Source organism: Bradyrhizobium erythrophlei, from assembly GCF_900129505.1.
Lineage (GTDB): Bacteria > Pseudomonadota > Alphaproteobacteria > Rhizobiales > Xanthobacteraceae > Bradyrhizobium > Bradyrhizobium erythrophlei_D.
This window is the reverse complement of the sequence record NZ_LT670818.1, coordinates 5,762,253-5,778,532: the sequence shown is the minus strand read 5'-3', so window position 1 is coordinate 5,778,532 and position 16,280 is coordinate 5,762,253. Positions and strand designations below refer to the sequence as shown.

Here is a 16,280-nt window from a genome sequence, read left to right as displayed (position 1 = left end):
ATCACTCAGTTCTATAGGGTCGAGTATGCTGAACGGCGTGGGCGCGCGCTCCTCTACCCCCCATTCACAAAATGACTGACAACTACTTTTACTGTGACCGCTCGCCAACACGTTTGCTCTACGCGCGCTTTAGCCCGCGTGACACCAAGCGAGCAGCGGGTGAGCTCGCACCTATTGCATAGCCAAACCGCCGCTCTTATCCGGCGAGCTTCACGCGATGCGCACTCAGTCACCGAAGATCGGCTTCAAACCAGGAAAGATCGCGGGAAGATACAGGTGGGCCTGCGCGCGCGCGCCGAGGTCGCGGCCGGAATGGGCATCCATCGGGATGATCGCCTCGACCCCGACCTGGAGATAGCGGCTCACCCAGATGACGCCCGGATTGACGGTGCCGGTGGTCCTCCCCGCCAGTGGGCCATTGAGCGGCGTCGCCGTTGTGAATTCAACCAGGGGAACCCATCCCTCCGGGTAGCGGGTCCCGGTGCGGTTGGGACCGGTATACTCATTGGTGACCAGGCTGTATTCGAGCGCAAATCCCAACTGCAGGATCTTCGGGTTGATCGTCGCGGCGAGTGTGGTCGGGCCGGTGGGCAGCGTCGTCAGACTATTGAAAGCGCCTGTCTCTACGGGGAGATTGACCGAACCTAATGAAGTCGAAGTCAAGGTGGACGCATCGGTTGGGACCGCGACCGCGGCCGTGGCGGTGATCGTGAGCGGCCGTAACCACGCCGCCGAATCCGGCAGATCGCCGAAGCCCTTGCCGATATAGACGGTCGGCGTCAGCGTGGAGAATGTAGAGGCGATTCCGGGCGCTCCGGTGCCGCCGATCGCCGCCGTGCCGCCCACCGTGACGACGAATTGGTGTTCGGGGTTGGTATAGAGCTGATACTGGGTGCCGATCACGAGATTGTCGAAGCCCGAGCGGGTGCCCCTGTTTGCGTCTTCGATGACGCGAAACGTCTCGGTGAAGAACACCGCCCAGTCCTTGGTGATAAGCCTGCTGTAGGTGGTGGGAATGTCGAATTCGCGAGTGGTGGCGGTGTCAGGCAGCTTCACAAAATAGGGCGGATTGTAGAAGTCGGCCGGAGTGGGAACAGTGGTGGCCAAGGTTGAGGGGAAGTAGCGGTCTCCGACATAGGCAGCCCATCCTTCCGAGCATGTCGCGAGCAGGAGCAGAAAGCCGGGTATTACCGTACGCCAAGCAGTGCGAACCATCGCGCCCTCCTACTGTCTAGATACTACTACTCCACCTGTTGAGCGGCATCCCTGTCGGCCGCTACGATACGCCTGATCATCCGACGCCTCACGCCCCAATGCAAGTCGCCAAGATGCGATAGAGCGTTGACCTCGCCCATCAACTGCGGGTTGAACCGGCAAAACCTTAGCGCAAGACTGTCCACTCCCTACCGCAAACCGGGTATATGTAAGTTTTGCGGCCCAATATTTTGCGACCTGGCGACGACCGTTCTTCACGAGAACCGGTACGGGTCAATCTCGACCGAATTGGGCTGTCAGCGCCATGTCCGCTTTCCCCCCGATAGCGACCGAACTGCGGACATGGAGGCACTTCGGAAAAGTGCCAACAAGACTCATGCACCGCAGCATTACCAGCTTTATTCAATCACCTCGTCGGCGCGGGCGAGCAGCGAGGGTGGAATGGTGAGGCCGAGCTTGCGGTCTTGAGGTTAATCACCAGCTCGAACCGTGTCGCTTGCTCCACCGGCAGCTCACTCGGTCTGGTGCCGTCCAGAATCTTCGCGACCAGCTCGGCGGCCGAGGCTCCCATCTCGCGGAGGCTGGACCCGTATGACATGAGGCCGCCGGCGTCGACGAACTCACGGAACGCGAACATCGTGGGCAAGCGATTCGTCACCGCGAACTCCGCGATCTGCTTCCGCTCCGCTATGAGGATCGGGTCGGGGTAGACGAACAACGCGTCGGGGTGCTCCTTCGCGACCGCGCTCAAGGCGATCCTAAGATCCGACTCGCCCCAGGTCTGCAGGCGGTCCGCGGCCTGCACGTCGGTGACGTGGAGCTTGATCCCCAGGCGCGGAGCAGCGTCCTGCGTCAGTTTGAGCCCGGGCGGGGCGTCGTCCGGGTCGGACAGGTAGTCCACCCGGACCGCGTTCGGGACCACCTCTTTGAGCAACTCGAGCCTTTTCGGGCTCAGCTCCGTGGTCATGCAGGTCACTCCGGTAAGGTTGCCCTCTGGTCGCGCGAGCCGAGCGACATGCTCGAACGGGTCGCAAGAGTGGATCACCAGCGGCGTCTCCTTCACCGCGTCGCTGACGATCCGGCTCGCCTTCGTGCCGCCAGTGAAGATGACGTCGACGTGGAGGCGCTCTAACTCCGCTGCAAGTTCCGCCAATCGCTCGTATCCTCCGAACCGCGCTTCGATGACGAGGTTCTTTCCCTCAATGTAGCCGTGGTTGGCCAGCCGATCCAGAAGCGCGCGGCCCAACGGACCGCCTGGAAACGACGGCCGCGGAGCATTAGGCGGGAGAAGATTGGGCGGGAGGACAACCACCACGCCCACTCGATATACCTTTCCAGGTTTCTGCGCCCAGCTCTCTCTGGCGGCGACCGACGCGACGAAGATGCTGAGGGTCAGGGTCGCGATGAGCCACACCGTCTTGCGCTACATGATTGGTCTCCTTTCCTGCGCCGCGTGCTGACACGATGTCGGCTAAGTGCCATTAGCGGAAGTCGTGGTAATTCGATGACGTCGTCATTCGGGCAGCCCGGCTTGCCGCAATCCTTCTTCCAATCGCGAGAGGTCTTCGGCGCGCCTAAAAGGGCCCACCACGTCCTTAAGAGTGGAAACACGTAGCGCGGGATTGAGTTGCCGCATCCGAGCCACTGCCTTGTGTGCTTGCTCCGGCCGTCCGGCCATTGCGTTGCTTGCGGCGGCGATGCGTAATCCAGGTTGATGGTCCGGATTGTCCTGCAATGCCATTGCCGCCCACGATGCCGCCTCGTCATAGCGGCCCAGGAAGAAATATGAATTCGCGGTCCCGTTTCGCATACCTGTCACCCACGGATCAAGTGGGCTCAGGCGCATGGCACGCGCGAAGCGCTCGATCGCCGGTTCCGGCTCGCCAAGCCAGATTTTCATCCAGCCGCCGCGAAACCATGCCTCGGCCAAATTGGAATTGAGCACAAGCGCGCGATCGATTAAGGCGGCACCTGCCTCGAGATCGTGAACAACATAAGCTAGCGCCCATGCGCTGGCGGTGAGCACGATCGCGTCATCCTTGCCCAACTCCACCGCCCGCTGAGCGAGCCTCGCCACTTCGGCAATCTCGTTCGGGGTGACTGAAATCCAGCCATTGGTCTTCGCATAGGCGTGGCAAAAGGCAGCACGGCCGTAGGCGGACGCAAAATCTGGGTCGAGTGCGATTGCGCTGTTAAACAGGCGCAATGCCTCGTCGTTCGCTTGCCGGTTGCCAAGCTGATAGAACGCGGCCAAACCGCGTAAATTGAGGGCATAGGCGTCGAGACTCTCGGTCGGCTTGCGCTTGGCACGCTCGATCTCGGCCTTCTCCACCACCGGCCCGATCGCCCCGACAACGCTCTCAGTGACCTGGTCCTGCAGATCGAAGATGTCGCCGAGCCCACCATCAAACCGGTCTGCCCAAAGATGTGCCCCAGTGGCGGTATCGACGAGCTGTCCCGTGATGCGCACCCGGTTTGCCGCCTTGCGAACGCTCCCTTCCAGCACGTAACGCACCCCTAGCTCTCGCCCGACCTGCTTCACGTCGACGGCGCGCCCCTTGTAGGTGAAGCTCGAATTGCGGGCGATGACGAACAGCGCCTTGAACCTGGACAGCGCCGTGATGATGTCCTCGACCATTCCGTCCGCGAAATATTCCTGCTCCGGATCGGAGCTCAGGTTGGTGAAGGGGAGAATGGCGATCGAGGGTTTATCGGGCAGCGTGAGGGCCGGCCTCGGCGGTTCTATCGCGTTGTCAGCCGTTGCCGGGCCTGCAGGTCCCTGCGCTTCCCGCACTTGTCCAACGAAACGAACGCCCTTGCGCGGCAAGGTCTTGATGAGGCGCTGCTCCTCGCCGGAATCGCCGATTGCACTCCGGGCGACATTGAGGCGTGTGGTCAGCGCTGCATCGGACACGCTGCGCCCGTTCCAAATGGCGTTGATGAGGTTGTCTTTGCTGACGACGCGCTCCCTGTTGCGGATCAGGTAGTCGAGCAGGTCGAATACCTGTGGCGCGACGGAGACGACGTCCGCCCCGCGATGCAGCTCGCGCCGGTCGGTGTCGAATGCATACTCCTCGAAGAGATAGCGCAAGCTGCCAATCCCTCAGGCGGCCTCCGATCATCGGGGCTCCAGCAACGGCTGCAGCACCAAGAATAAGCCGCCGGTAAGGAAAATGTAAGCCGAATGTCAAGCGCGCGCGCCGCTGTCTTGGCACCCTCGTGTCGGTGGAAACACCATTCAGGAGATGCCGCGATGAGCACGACATATAGTGCGACAGGGTTGGAACAGACGGCCGCATCGACGCGGCGTGTCTCCAGCTTCTTCAAGAGATATTGGGATGCGTTTCAGGAACGGCGCAAAGAACGGCGCAAACGACAGGGGGAACGCGCCGAGTTGTACCGCCTGAACGACTGGGAGCTCACGGATATCGGCGTGACGCGCGGTGAGATCGAATATGTCGTCTCGAATCGGTCCTTCGACCGCGAGGAGTCCGGTCCGCCGGTTCGATGACTGTCTGATATCTGGCACCGCGTGGATGACCGGAATCGGACATGCCCAGCCGCACCATTCCTCGGGGCCGACTTCCGATAAGGGTCAAACTGAGACAAACTGGCATGTTCGCGTCACGTCCGGGTTCACCCCAATAACAGACATCAATCTGGGACAGATCGCACGCCAAGCGGCTCCGCGGCCAGGCGGCTAGGCGGGCTAGGCCAAACGGGCCGCACCTAAATGGCCTTTAGCAAGGTGCAAAGGTAGAACGCCCTCCCGCGCGACGAACAGAGAATGAGGGCATTGACGTTGCGGGCCGCTCCTAGCAAAAGCCGCCTGCCACGGTCAAAGGACCGCTCACCCCTCCGGTATCCCGGCCATACGCATGCCCTGATAGGCGCGCTCGCGTTTGGCGAGGAAGGTTGGATTGTCACTCTGTGCGCCGTCGCGGAAGCGGCGGATGGTAAAGCTTGGAAGAATAGCAAGCCCTGCCTTTGCAGCGGCGCTCGCCCGATCCAGCGAGCCAAGCAGCGCTAACGCAGCGGCGAGCCAGAAATGCGCGAATGGATGATTTCGGTTCGCTTCGATGCTGCGGTGGAACCAGCCGACCGCTTCAGCATCCTCCGAAAGCTGCATCTTGGCGAAGCCGACCATCGACATCCAGCGGTAAGCGGAGACATCGCGAGGCGAAAGGCGAAATGCTTCGTTGATATGCGCCTCAGTCTCGGCGCCGCGGCCCATAACATACTTAGCGAAGCCGATTTGCGCGTGCGCCTCAGCTAAATTACGGTCCAGCGCTAAGGCTCTCTCGCACTCAGCAATACCATCGACCGCGCGGTTCGTAGCAATTTGCACGGCCCCCAAGACCAAGTGGGCGAAGGCATGATACGGCGCGTGCGATAGCGCCTTCACCACCGTTGCTTCGGCCGCGGCGAGATACGCGGCCCGGTCGTCGGTGAAGAAGTTCGTTCCAACGACCGTATCGACAACCGCCGTGCCGACCATCGCCTCGATATTTCCGGGATCGAGCGCTAGCGCTCGTTCAAAAAAGCCGCGCGCTTGTGCCATGGTTTCGGGCGTCCACCCCTTGTTCCACGAAGCTCTACCTTGGAAATACAAGTCCATTGAACTGGGATGAAGTGATCGTTCGGATCGCCTCGCCTCCTCATCAGTGAGCTGAGCATCTAGCGTGTTGGCAAGCCTTGATACAATCTCGTCCTGTACATCGAACAAATCGGCGAAAAGCTTGTCAAAACGTTCGGCCCATAAATGCGTGCCGGTTTCTGCGTCTACGAGCTGAACGTTTATGCGAAGTCGATTGCCGCTCCGCTGCACCGACCCTTCGAGAATGTAGCAAACGTTCAACTCGTGGCCGATCTGCTTGAGATCGACCGCCTTGGCTTTGTACGTGAATGCGGTGTGTCGGCCGATGACGAACGAGCTGCTGATCCGGGACAAGTCCGTGGTCAGGCTCTCGGTCACTCCATCGACGAAGTAGTCTTGCTCCGGATCACCGCTGAGATTGGCGAAAGGCAGCACAACAATAGAAAGACGAGGTGCTGAAGGCGCACCCGACCTTCCGCGTTCAGCGTGGGTAGCTTCGCCCGGTTTTTCCCCGACCACGGCATAGGCCCGGACCGGACGGGGGATGTTTTTTAGCTTCTGCTCGCCCATATCGGCAAACTCAACCCCGACCTTGCCTTGAACATGATCGTGGGCAGAAGACGAGATGCAGATACCGCCGGGTTCTGCGATGCTCTCAAGCCGTGCCGCAATATTCACCCCATCCCCAAAGATGTCATGCGGTTCAACAATTACGTCACCGATATTGATGCCCACACGGAAAGCAATGCGCCGGTCTTCCGCATCGCCGATTGTAATCTCGTTGACGCGGGCCTGAAACTGCATGGCAGCCCGAACGGCCTCGACCGCACTCGGAAACTCGGCCAAGAACCCGTCCCCCGTGTTCTTCACGATGCGGCCGCCGTGTTCGGCGATTGCTGGGTTGACCGCCTCCAGTAGGAGTGCGCTCAGTTTGGCATGCGTAGCCTCTTCGTCATTGTGCATGAGCCGCGAGTAGCCAGCCACGTCGCCGGCCAATATAGCCGACAATCTGCGTTCGACCCGACTTGGCCGCTCTTGCACCATGGCGCACGCAAACCTCTTCGGCGCGGTAGTAGTACTATAGCCCCTGCAGGCTGCGGCACCAACAATGCTTCGCCAACATCCGTGCACCGCCCGTCCGTTGCGAATTAAGCATCCCGGTAGTCAACTAGCCCAGCGAAAGTACGCGCTTCGCGTTTCATTCTCACATCCAGCGCTAGTTGTTGCATTTTAGTAACTCCCTTTCCGCGAGAAAGCGATATGTTTGGTGCGGGCTGAGGGAGGCTGCATGTTCAACGTTTATCTCAACGAGAAGCGTGATCGCCTATTGGTGATCGCGAGAGGGCAACCGATCCCTGTCATCGAGAGCGCAGGGCGGTGGCGGAAGAAGAAAGCAACTGTAACTGTAAGCGACGAGATCAAGTCTGCCATTCAAAGAGATGGCTTCTATTGGCGCAGACTACGTCAGCAACTCGTTGCCGAGGGAAAGCGACACGACGTCCTCGCAGAAGCGAAAAGCGGGACTTGCCGCGCAGATGCTGGGCAGCCTTGAATTTCATACCCGGCCTCGCAACAAGGACCGGATAGGCTGACCTACAAGTTATTTCTTCCAACTACAAAAGCGTTCACCCGCCTTTGTAAGTGCGCCTAAAGTTTTTGCACCCCGTTTAGCGCACTGGATGATCCGCTGGGCAATCAATTTGCGGACTTTGTGATCCGCGCCGTCCGCCCGTCTCCGACAAACTCGTTCGAGCGCAACGTTCATATTTGCGATTGTTCGACTATCAAACCTCTCTTCGATCATCGGCAAAACTCCCGGAAATCAGATCGTATCTCAGCTCATGATCGCAATGAGCTTGGGTTCCGACAATGTTCCAGCCTGTGCAAAACGGTGACAGATTGAGGCCCCAGTCCCGTCAAGATGTTCTACGATGTTGTCGGATAGCCTCAGACCGTCAGGCCGAAACATGCCGTTCACCGCGGTAAAATTGAAGCCAGTATCCAGCGCCAAGCAGATCAAGAGTGCCGATGATGCTTATTCCTTCATGATGCATATGCGGCTCTCCTATTTGAATAAGCCGCATTGGCAGGCGGCAAAGCAGGCGATTAGCTTTGCCGCCGCATCGGAGGATTGCGAAACTCGGGCTTGGCGAACTTTTCGAGCGGCCGCCAACGCAGAAGGCTGGCTACTGAATTAGCTTCATGAGGAGCACTCTCAAATCAGTCCGTTAACCATTCGTTAACCATGTCCGGGCAACCTGCACTGCTGGGGGTATGCGCTAAAGGCCGTCACCGCGTCGTCCTGTCGACGGTTTTTGCTTCTGTGGAGTGAAAAATGTCCGTAAGTAGGTTGCGCGCCGAACCGAATTTGCTCACCGAATTCACGATGGCGATTGCCGGGGCTTTCGTCCTGGGCTTACCGATGGCTCTCGCAATCATCTGGCTCCTGAAGTAGGAAGCGTCAATTGCCGAATTGGACGCCGGCGAAGTCACCTTCGTGCCAGACCATCTTGCATTTCCGGATCGTGCGAGACGTTCACCTTCCAAGCGAATGCCTACGCCACCGTTCCGCCTATCGATCGCCGCTCGCACGCGATGTTGATCCAACCCGATCGTCCGCATACTCAACGAATTTCTTGTAAATCCAGCGGCGACCATCATGTCGGCGCCATACCTGGCCATAGACCATCCGGCCTGTAATCGAGCGCCGCGGGATCAACACCTTCCAAAGATGCCATGTTTCGGCCCACTCGGGCTGAGGACTTAGACCAAGCAGCTTTTGGGTTTTGGCGCGATCGGCTGACATCTTTCGGCTCAGTCAGAGAACAAGGCCGCGAGCGGAATATGATCGCCCGTCGGCCTTGCACTGGGAGACCCGGACGAGGGAAATTGCCCGGTGACACAAGACTAGCGCTTTCGTTTTTGCCCGCAACGAAACTCGCGTGTTAACATTGATGCCAGCCCTCCGGGTTAATTCCGGAACCGGTGCATGGAGACATCAGACCGTTCGGGCCCGCGTCAGCTTCAACAATGCGTCGATTGCATCGCTGCAGTATCGAAGCGCATCGCCCAACCGCTGCCTCGCCATTGAATTGTAAGAGGATCGCGCGTCGCTATTTTCGTCATTCGGCGGTGCTAGGGCCCGCTGGTGGGCCTGAAGGATGGCGACCATCTGCAGGACGAAGCCACCGGCTACGCCTAAAACGTAAAGCTGATCCAGCAGGTGCAAGACCTCATCCGGCGGTTCGAGTTTGCTTTCTTGGATGATCGCTGCTTCGATCTTCGGTTTAAACTCTCGCAGCACAGGAACGAGGATCAGCGCTAATCCTTGCGCCCGTCTGATCCGATCAAGGTCATCGTGCGATCTTGCCCGACGTGCCTGTGAGAGGGCGAACAGGCCGACGAAGACGATCGCGGCGATGCTGCCGATCGCTTCAAACCAATTCGCCGAGCCCGGATGCGCTTCCAACCAATGCAGCGCGGGCACAAGCCAGCCCTTAAGCCACACGAACAATTCCATGACCGGAGGCTAGTCCCGGTGGGCTCCAAATGCCATGCGCCGGTGCGTCGCGGCCGGGATGGTCAGCGGCTCCTATTGAAGCTACGTTCCGGCGGCGCATACCCGAAATGAAGCTTTGGATTGCAGGGATTATGCCCTTGCCGCGCTGCACGGCTTAAGGTCGTATGGGCTAGACCTTGATCGTGAGGCGGAACGGCAAGCCGTTGTTGCCGAACGTCCGACGGTCGCGGCGCCGGCCGCGCCGCGGGTCATCCGGTCGAAGTGGACGGGGAATTAAGCCGTGATGAACAAGTCCATTGAGTTCGCGATATATTGGCTTCCGCTGATCGCGAGCGTTGTCTTGGGTACCATCGCGACCGGTGCATGGTACGGCGGCGATAAGCTTCCGGCAATCTGGCTTGGATTTGTGGGGAACGTTTTTCTGTTGCTCACTTTTACGTTGCAGCTTCAGCAATATGTCAGCGCGAATATCCTTCAGCCCCAACTAGAAATGCAAAATCCCGTCCAGCGCTCGGTCATCGAATTTAAAGCGGACGGATTTACCCTGATGACGTTCCGCGGCGAAAATGAAGCCCTTCCGCCGGGCAATTGGAAGTTGCCCGTCTTTCCAATCGTTAACCGCAGTTCGATTAACGCCCAAGATGTGAATGTTAAGTGGTCGGCGCGTCCGCACGACGAAGCGGCCGTATTGGCCGCGTCGGACCGGCTTAAGCCCCTAAAACCGCAGTTCGCTTCCAGAAGGCTCAATCTCGGCAATACGATATATAATCTGCAACCTTCGACCACTGTACCCATGCCGTTCATTACTCGGACTTCTGAAACATTTCCGCCGTTGGATGTCTGGAACGAAGCGGCAATGTTCTTTGTAGCAACATTGCCCGACACGCCCGGATCGAAGTCGGACCCCTTCTCTTTCGACGTTTCGATAACGTGGAATATCCCCGACGGTGCCAAGCCGGCGAAATTCAGGGTGAAAGCTGTTGCGACGAATGCAAAACTTCCGTCGACACCAGCGGACACGCTCGTTGCTACTGTCGATTTTTCGGTCGAACCGGAACAGCCCTGAAGGAACTCCCTTGGCCGGGCGGATCGGACCGCCGCCGTCAGCTACCTATTTGCCACCACCGTTCGTGGCGTTTGGTTCGATTACTGGTCCGATAGTCGGCTGCTACGGGTTTGATCGCGGCCCTATGTATAGCCCGGCTCCGTGCAACTTTCCCTATCCGTACGGGTATAATGAAACTTACAAAGGGACAAGCAAACGCGGACAACATGATTAGCAGCGGCTTTGACCACCGGCCCGGCGTCGGCATACGACGCGGCACAGGAGCGTGGGGAGATAAGAAGACAGGCTGATAATCAAGCTTATTCCAAAACGGAAAACGCTGACCCGGGTGAAATAGGTGTAACAGCCAAACAAATCCACGAAGCCCGCGCCGTTCGTGATGCAGTAACGTGGCCCTACGTCATGTAGGTAACGCCGGGCCGTCTTCATTGGCAAGCGTACATCCGCCTTGCCAGTGAAACCGTTACGCGGCCAACGCGGGCTCGCCGCGCGGTGTACATGTTGCTAAATTGAATCGGTGTGCTATAGGGCCGCTCCCACAACAGGAGCTAAGATGGCCAAGAAGAAAAAAGTAGTTCGTCGCGCGTGGTCGAAAGAAGATTTGCGTACGTTGAAGACGATGGCAAAAGCCAAAGCTGGCGTCGCCAAAATAGCAAAATCATTAAAGAGAACCCCGGGCGCAACGAGCGTCATGGCAGCCAAGCATGGGATATCGTTGAGCACAACGTAATCAAAACCAGTCCCAACTTCTTGCGACCGCTTCACGGAGTCCGCCCGCCTACCTCGCCAGCCAGCCTTGACAGATTGGAAAGCGCGACACACCTTGAATTCAGGCCAACAATTGCGTTGGCCTCTAGCAGAGGAGATACCATGGCTCCACCTGCAAAGGCTCGCCGCAGTGACCGCTACTGCAATGTTCGGGCACTAGCGTAGCGGCTAACACACGAACGGCGTTCCGGGAGCGGCCTATGGGCCTCATCAGTTAGGCATGGACCAACTTGGCCCCTCCCGGAGCGATTGCCCGGTTTTTCATTTGAACTTGATAAAGCGGTCGCGTCATTCAGCACGCCGCCAGCCTGAACTCCGGACCAGTTCACGGGCGCTTCAGGTGCACGCTGTATGCGTCCAAACACGGGTTTCAACTAGCGAGAAATGTCCGAGATTGGTGTTGGTCTCAACCGGTCGACGCGCCGCTTGGATCAGGATTTCGTCGAGGAGGTTTGCCTGACGCCGGCCATATGATCATGGCCGAACGTCCCGACCCGTAGCAAATATCAAGATTTGTGAAACACCAGCGTCCGCAGTTCGATGCTCTCACGCAGCGCCGCGTCGGCCGGCGTTGTCGGATCGACGAACGCTGTATGCGGCCCAAATCGCGTCCGTCCGTCGGTTGCCGAATCGTAACACTTCAGCAGCAGCGCTTCGTCCGCTGTCATTTCCGGAACATAGAACCAGCGATGGTTGGGGTTGTACTTCACCGAATAGGTTTCCCCCTTTCGGCTGGGATAGATCAGGTCGGAAGCGACGAGATCACCCGGTGCTACGGTCTGCCCGTCGCACATGGCCAGCGGCGCATCGCGTAACGGTCCACGGATCGGCCGCCAAAGGTTGATGACCTGCACGCGTCCCTTCAGGAGTTCGTCGGCTTCTTCAGGCAAATGCTCGCGCACTCGGTTTGCACCAGAGACATCGGTCTGATCGACATGGACACGCGTCGCGGGTTGCCGTGGACCGCCGCCACGTACATCCGCCGCACCTTCGACCCTCTTCCGCACGGTGTGGTCAAAAATAAAAACGCGGTCGGCCTTGAGCGTCGCCTTGAGGAATGCTTCTGCGGCGGGATAGTAGACGTCCCTAACCTCTTTATCGTCGTAGAAGTCCCTCACCCTGGTCGGGTGACGAACCAGCGCGAAACCTTCACGGTCCAGTGAAATATTTTCGGCAATCAAACGCGCATCGAAAATGGGGACCTGGCGTGGATCCGGCAAGGCCGTAGTCTTAGGTTCGCCCGCCGGGGGATCGAATGCATAGGTTCGCGGTCTGCCCAATGTTGGAGCCAGATAGTTTAGCTCGGCTGTCACGAACGGAAGCGCTTCGATGTTTGACTGCTGCAGGCCCATGGTGATCTCCGAATTCCAAAGTCTTAGAACTAGAATCTTGGCCCGAGCGGCTCTCCAGACAAGTCAGCGCACGAAATAGCAACGCGGCCCTTCTCACCGGCAGAAAATTTGGAAGAACTTTCTGAGGGCGGCGTCCGGGTCGAACGTCCTATTCTCGACTAACGAAGTCGTGAACGAAGGGGCTCGCGAACTCACGGGCCGGCGGCCCTCCTAGTCGGTTCCGAGAGCGATCGGTCGACGACATCACATCTCAATGGCCGCTTTGCGCGTCAAAAGGCGAAATTCTCGCGCTGAGCATATGTTTTCCGCTTTGGCCCTAACAACGGACATCGCTCAACAGGATCGGCATATCCGTTCGGTGCCAACAACGGAAGTAACCAAACCTCAATCCAGTCGCACTCTGGACAACGTGAGTGACCCGCGTCAGACGAAGCGGCACGAGCGGCATCGTTTAAACCGAAATACTCCTTTGATCCAATATCGGCATTTATGTCTCAATCTTTTGCATCGGCCGGATTGGTTTTTGGGATTGAGTGCAGGCTAGTTGGAAATGGTCTCAACACCATCCAGATAGATGGACAATGCGCCCAACCACTTGCGCGATGCATCGGTGTCGGCGCTCCCCGCTGCCAGCTCAATGGCGCCACCGATGTCAGTGATGGCCTGGAATCCAAACATGCCCCCGGAGCCCATCATCTGGTGCCCCAGACTCGTCACGGTCTCAAAGTCAACTCGATCCAAGGCGTCCGACATCACGATGACATTCCGCCTGCAGTTCTGCAGATACGCGGGGATGCGGTTTGCGGATTTGGATTTGACCCGCAAACGGATCAGGTCCATCCGGCTGCTTTCTTCTTTTGATGACGAAGGAGCGACGATGGAATGCTCCCTGATCGCTTGCAGCAACACCTCTTGTTTGATTGGTTTCGTCAAAAAAGCCGTGCACCCGGCCACCAGACACATTTCTCGATCGCCCTTCAAGGCGGAGGCCGTTAGTGCAACGATCGGTGTGGGCGGCCGATCGTTCGCCTGCTCCCACGCTCGAATCGTCTGCGTCGCGGTCAAGCCATCCATGACGGGCATCTGTCGATCCATCAGGACAAGGTCGTAATGACCGAGTTCAAACATTTTGCAGGCGATGGCCCCAGTCTCGGCGATTTCAACCCGGTACGGCGTGTCCTCGAGATAGGCCATCGTGATGATGCAGTTGTCCGGCGAGTCCTCCGCCAGAAGAATTCGTAGCGCCGGCAGCGGCACCTCAGGATCCGTGCCGACCGTAAGGGCCGCCGGCCGATTGACCGTAGCCGAGATCTCGAATGGTACGGCGAAAGCAAACACGCTGCCTTTCCCGACTTCACTTTCGACCCAGATGCGCCCACCCATCAATTCCACCAGGCGCTTCGAAATCGTGAGCCCCAGCCCCGAGCCGCCGAACCTGCGCGTGGTGGATGAGTCGGCTTGTGTGAAGCGTTCAAACACCTGGCCCAATTTCTCGCGGGGAATACCGATGCCGGTGTCCGATACTGTGAACCGCAATGCGGTCGGGACGGAGGGATTCGCATCTGGTGCAACTCGCAGGGTCACTTCGCCCGATTGCGTGAACTTGATCGCGTTGCCAAGCAAATTGAGCAACACCTGACGCAGCCGTGTCGGGTCGCCGACCAGGTCGTTGGGCACATTCGGCGCGATCTCATACACCATGGCCAATCCTTTTTCATGGGCCCGGGCCGCCACCATCTCCGTCACTTTCTCCAGAAGATCATTCAAGGAAAACCCGGTCCGCTCCAACTCCAGCTGCGATGCTTCGACCTTGGAGAGATCGAGGATGTCGTTGATGAGATTCAGCAGGTTGTCGCCGGCGCGGCGAAAGATCTGCACATACTTGTCTTGCTCCGGGGTGAGAGAGGTCTTCGCGAGAAGGTCCGAAATGCCCATGATGGCATTCATCGGCGTTCGGATTTCATGACTCATGCTCGCCAGAAAATCCGATTTGGTCCGGCTCGCGCTCTCGGCAGCGGCCTTTGCCTGCTGCAATTCCGCCTCCACTCGCTTGCGCTCCGTGACGTCGCGCGCCGCTGCGAAGACGCCCTGCAGTGTCCGGTTCCGGTCGTAAAAGGTGGTCGCATTGTAGGACACCACCGTCTGCTTGCCGTCGCGGGCGCGCGCCGTCAGCTCGTAATCGGTGACAGACTTTTCGCTCAGCACGCGCTTGATCGCCGCCTCGGCTCGCTCCGGATCAGTGAAGTAACCCTTGAACGGGGCACCAATCAACTCGTCGCGCGTACAGCCGGTAAGTGCCTCCATCTGCTTGTTGACGTCGGTGATGATGCCGGAGGGATCGGTGGTCATGATCGCATCGATGTTGGATTCGATCAGCGAGCGGGTGTAGAATTGTTGGTCGCGCAAGCGTTGATCGGACTTTTTCTGCTCTTCTTCGACCAGCTTGCGCGCAGTGTTGTCGGTACCAATGAGCAGATAGCCAATGATAACGTCCTGCGCGTCGCGCAGCGCCGTGACCGACACTACCGCCGGGAATCGGCTGCCATCCTTGCGGATATAGGTCAGCTCGTAGATGTCCTCGATCCCGCGCGAGGCCTTGAACACCAGGGCTTCGAAGCCCGGCGTGATCGGGGTTGCGAGCTCGACGCTCAGCGCTTTGGCGCGCGCGATCAGCTCCTGCGGATCGGAAATGTCGGCTGGCGTGATCTTGTTCATCACCTCGGCGGCTGTAAAGCCAAGCATCCGCTCGGCGCCGACGTTGAAGATCTGAATGACCCCCTTCGCGTCGGTGGCAATGCTCGAAAAGTTAGCGCTGTTGAAGATTGCGCTCTGCAGGGCTCCCGCCTTGAGCTCGGTGCCGATCAGCAGATAGCCGATGATGACGTCCTGCGCGTCGCGCAAGGCCGTAACGGACACAACCGCCGGAAACCGGCTGCCATCCTTGCGGATATAGGTCAGCTCGTAGATGTCCTCGATCCCGCGCGAGGCCTTGAACACCAGGGCCTCGAAGCCCGGCGTGATCGAGGTTCCAAGTTCGACGCTCAGCGCTTTGGCGCGCGCGATCAGCTCCTGCGGATCGGAAATGTCGGCCGGTGTGATCTTGTTCATCACCTCGGCGGCCGTATAGCCAAGCATCCGCTCCGCACCGACGTTGAAGATCTGAATAACGCCCTTCGCGTCGGTGGCGATGCTGGAAAAGTTGGCACTGTTGAAAATCGCGCTTTGCAGCGCGCCAATCCGCGCGCCCGTCTCGTCATTTCTATTGAACACGGCGTCTCCCCGGTAGCTCCCAGCTTAGCTGATCGATCGCGCGAGAACCGCGGCTATCGAAGCCTCTTCTTCCCGGGGACCACGGCTAAAGGAGTCCCTCCGAACACTATCCGGGTAAATGCATATTCGCGCCGGAGCGAATGGTTCCGTCGGTTTTGTAAAATTTAGAGAACAGCCTTCCCGGAAACACATGATCTGCAAACTTCCCAAGCAAAGTTGTTGCCCCCCGGATGTCCGAATCGGTTCAAAAGGCGAAGTCGCCGACCCGACCGGCCATGTCCGCCATGTCCCCAACTTCGGACCCCGGGGGCCTCGCAGCCTTGGGTAAACGTGTTTGATCCATCTCAATGGCATGTTTTGGGGGTGGCGATATGCTTTTTGAATGTTCGAGGTTGTCATCATTGAGCACCGCCCCGCCGATTGGGAGTGGCAAGTGTACCAGAGGGACGGCGTGTGCGTAATGCAGGGCCAGGCAAAGAGTCGCGCTGAGGC

The 16,280-nt window shown here is 58.7% G+C and carries 12 protein-coding genes; 5 read left to right on the top strand and 7 right to left on the bottom strand.

From position 1 onward, the window contains the following. Positions 1–225 precede the first annotated feature (225 nt). From B5525_RS26720 to B5525_RS26710, 3 genes are all read right to left on the bottom strand, one after another. Entirely contained in the window at positions 226–1,215 is a 990-nt protein-coding gene (locus B5525_RS26720; RefSeq protein ID WP_154073453.1) for a hypothetical protein, read from the bottom strand. A gap of 406 nt (positions 1,216–1,621) precedes the next feature. Then, the gene (locus tag B5525_RS26715; RefSeq protein WP_079568688.1) at positions 1,622–2,629 is read right to left on the bottom strand and encodes an ABC transporter substrate-binding protein; all 1,008 of its coding nucleotides are present in this window, start codon (positions 2,627–2,629) and stop codon (positions 1,622–1,624) included. Positions 2,630–2,728: 99 nt separating this feature from the next. After that, a complete protein-coding gene (locus B5525_RS26710) occupies positions 2,729–4,306 on the bottom strand; it encodes a winged helix-turn-helix domain-containing tetratricopeptide repeat protein (protein WP_079568687.1) in 1,578 nt (525 codons plus the stop codon). A 189-nt stretch (positions 4,307–4,495) separates the two neighbouring features. On the opposite strand from B5525_RS26710, the gene B5525_RS26705 reads away from it, so the two are divergent. Continuing rightward, complete coding sequence (locus tag B5525_RS26705; protein ID WP_244567590.1) at positions 4,496–4,726, top strand: DUF1127 domain-containing protein; 231 nt, start codon at positions 4,496–4,498, stop codon at positions 4,724–4,726. A gap of 339 nt (positions 4,727–5,065) precedes the next feature. On the opposite strand, the gene B5525_RS26700 is transcribed toward B5525_RS26705, so the two are convergent. Then, the gene (locus B5525_RS26700) at positions 5,066–6,856 is read right to left on the bottom strand and encodes an adenylate/guanylate cyclase domain-containing protein (protein WP_079568686.1); all 1,791 of its coding nucleotides are present in this window, start codon (positions 6,854–6,856) and stop codon (positions 5,066–5,068) included. 244 nt (positions 6,857–7,100) lie between these two features. Between B5525_RS26700 and B5525_RS26695 the strand changes: the two genes are divergently transcribed. Further along, positions 7,101–7,364, top strand: a complete 264-nt coding sequence (locus B5525_RS26695) for a hypothetical protein (RefSeq protein ID WP_079573820.1) — start codon at positions 7,101–7,103, stop codon at positions 7,362–7,364. Positions 7,365–7,779: 415 nt separating this feature from the next. Beyond that, positions 7,780–8,010, top strand: a complete 231-nt coding sequence (locus B5525_RS26685) for a hypothetical protein (RefSeq protein WP_079568684.1) — start codon at positions 7,780–7,782, stop codon at positions 8,008–8,010. An 800-nt stretch (positions 8,011–8,810) separates the two neighbouring features. Here B5525_RS26685 and B5525_RS26675 read toward each other — a convergent pair. Beyond that, entirely contained in the window at positions 8,811–9,332 is a 522-nt protein-coding gene (locus tag B5525_RS26675; RefSeq protein ID WP_079568682.1) for a hypothetical protein, read from the bottom strand. 283 nt (positions 9,333–9,615) lie between these two features. On the opposite strand from B5525_RS26675, the gene B5525_RS26670 reads away from it, so the two are divergent. Both B5525_RS26670 and B5525_RS45495 read left to right on the top strand, forming a co-directional pair. After that, complete coding sequence (locus B5525_RS26670) at positions 9,616–10,398, top strand: hypothetical protein (RefSeq protein ID WP_079568681.1); 783 nt, start codon at positions 9,616–9,618, stop codon at positions 10,396–10,398. Between the two features lie 553 nt (positions 10,399–10,951). Further along, complete coding sequence (locus B5525_RS45495; protein WP_172899981.1) at positions 10,952–11,128, top strand: hypothetical protein; 177 nt, start codon at positions 10,952–10,954, stop codon at positions 11,126–11,128. A 544-nt stretch (positions 11,129–11,672) separates the two neighbouring features. Here B5525_RS45495 and B5525_RS26660 read toward each other — a convergent pair. Then, positions 11,673–12,518, bottom strand: coding sequence for a CmcJ/NvfI family oxidoreductase (locus B5525_RS26660; protein WP_079568679.1), 846 nt, complete (start codon positions 12,516–12,518; stop codon positions 11,673–11,675). 540 nt (positions 12,519–13,058) lie between these two features. Continuing rightward, positions 13,059–15,788, bottom strand: a complete 2,730-nt coding sequence (locus B5525_RS26655) for a PAS domain S-box protein (RefSeq protein ID WP_079568678.1) — start codon at positions 15,786–15,788, stop codon at positions 13,059–13,061. Between the last annotated feature and the right edge of the window lie 492 nt (positions 15,789–16,280).

Excerpts from the sequence above, each read along its gene's own strand:
- B5525_RS26720 (WP_154073453.1), bottom strand. The coding sequence starts at position 1,215 with ATGGTTCGCACTGCTTGGCGTACGGTAATACCCGGCTTTCTGCTCCTG.
- B5525_RS26700 (WP_079568686.1), bottom strand. The coding sequence starts at position 6,856 with ATGGTGCAAGAGCGGCCAAGTCGGGTCGAACGCAGATTGTCGGCTATA.
- B5525_RS26695 (WP_079573820.1), top strand. The coding sequence starts at position 7,101 with ATGTTCAACGTTTATCTCAACGAGAAGCGTGATCGCCTATTGGTGATC.
- B5525_RS26685 (WP_079568684.1), top strand. The coding sequence starts at position 7,780 with ATGCCGTTCACCGCGGTAAAATTGAAGCCAGTATCCAGCGCCAAGCAG.
- B5525_RS26675 (WP_079568682.1), bottom strand. The coding sequence starts at position 9,332 with ATGGAATTGTTCGTGTGGCTTAAGGGCTGGCTTGTGCCCGCGCTGCAT.
- B5525_RS26670 (WP_079568681.1), top strand. The coding sequence starts at position 9,616 with ATGAACAAGTCCATTGAGTTCGCGATATATTGGCTTCCGCTGATCGCG.
- B5525_RS45495 (WP_172899981.1), top strand. The coding sequence starts at position 10,952 with ATGGCCAAGAAGAAAAAAGTAGTTCGTCGCGCGTGGTCGAAAGAAGAT.
- B5525_RS26660 (WP_079568679.1), bottom strand. The coding sequence starts at position 12,518 with ATGGGCCTGCAGCAGTCAAACATCGAAGCGCTTCCGTTCGTGACAGCC.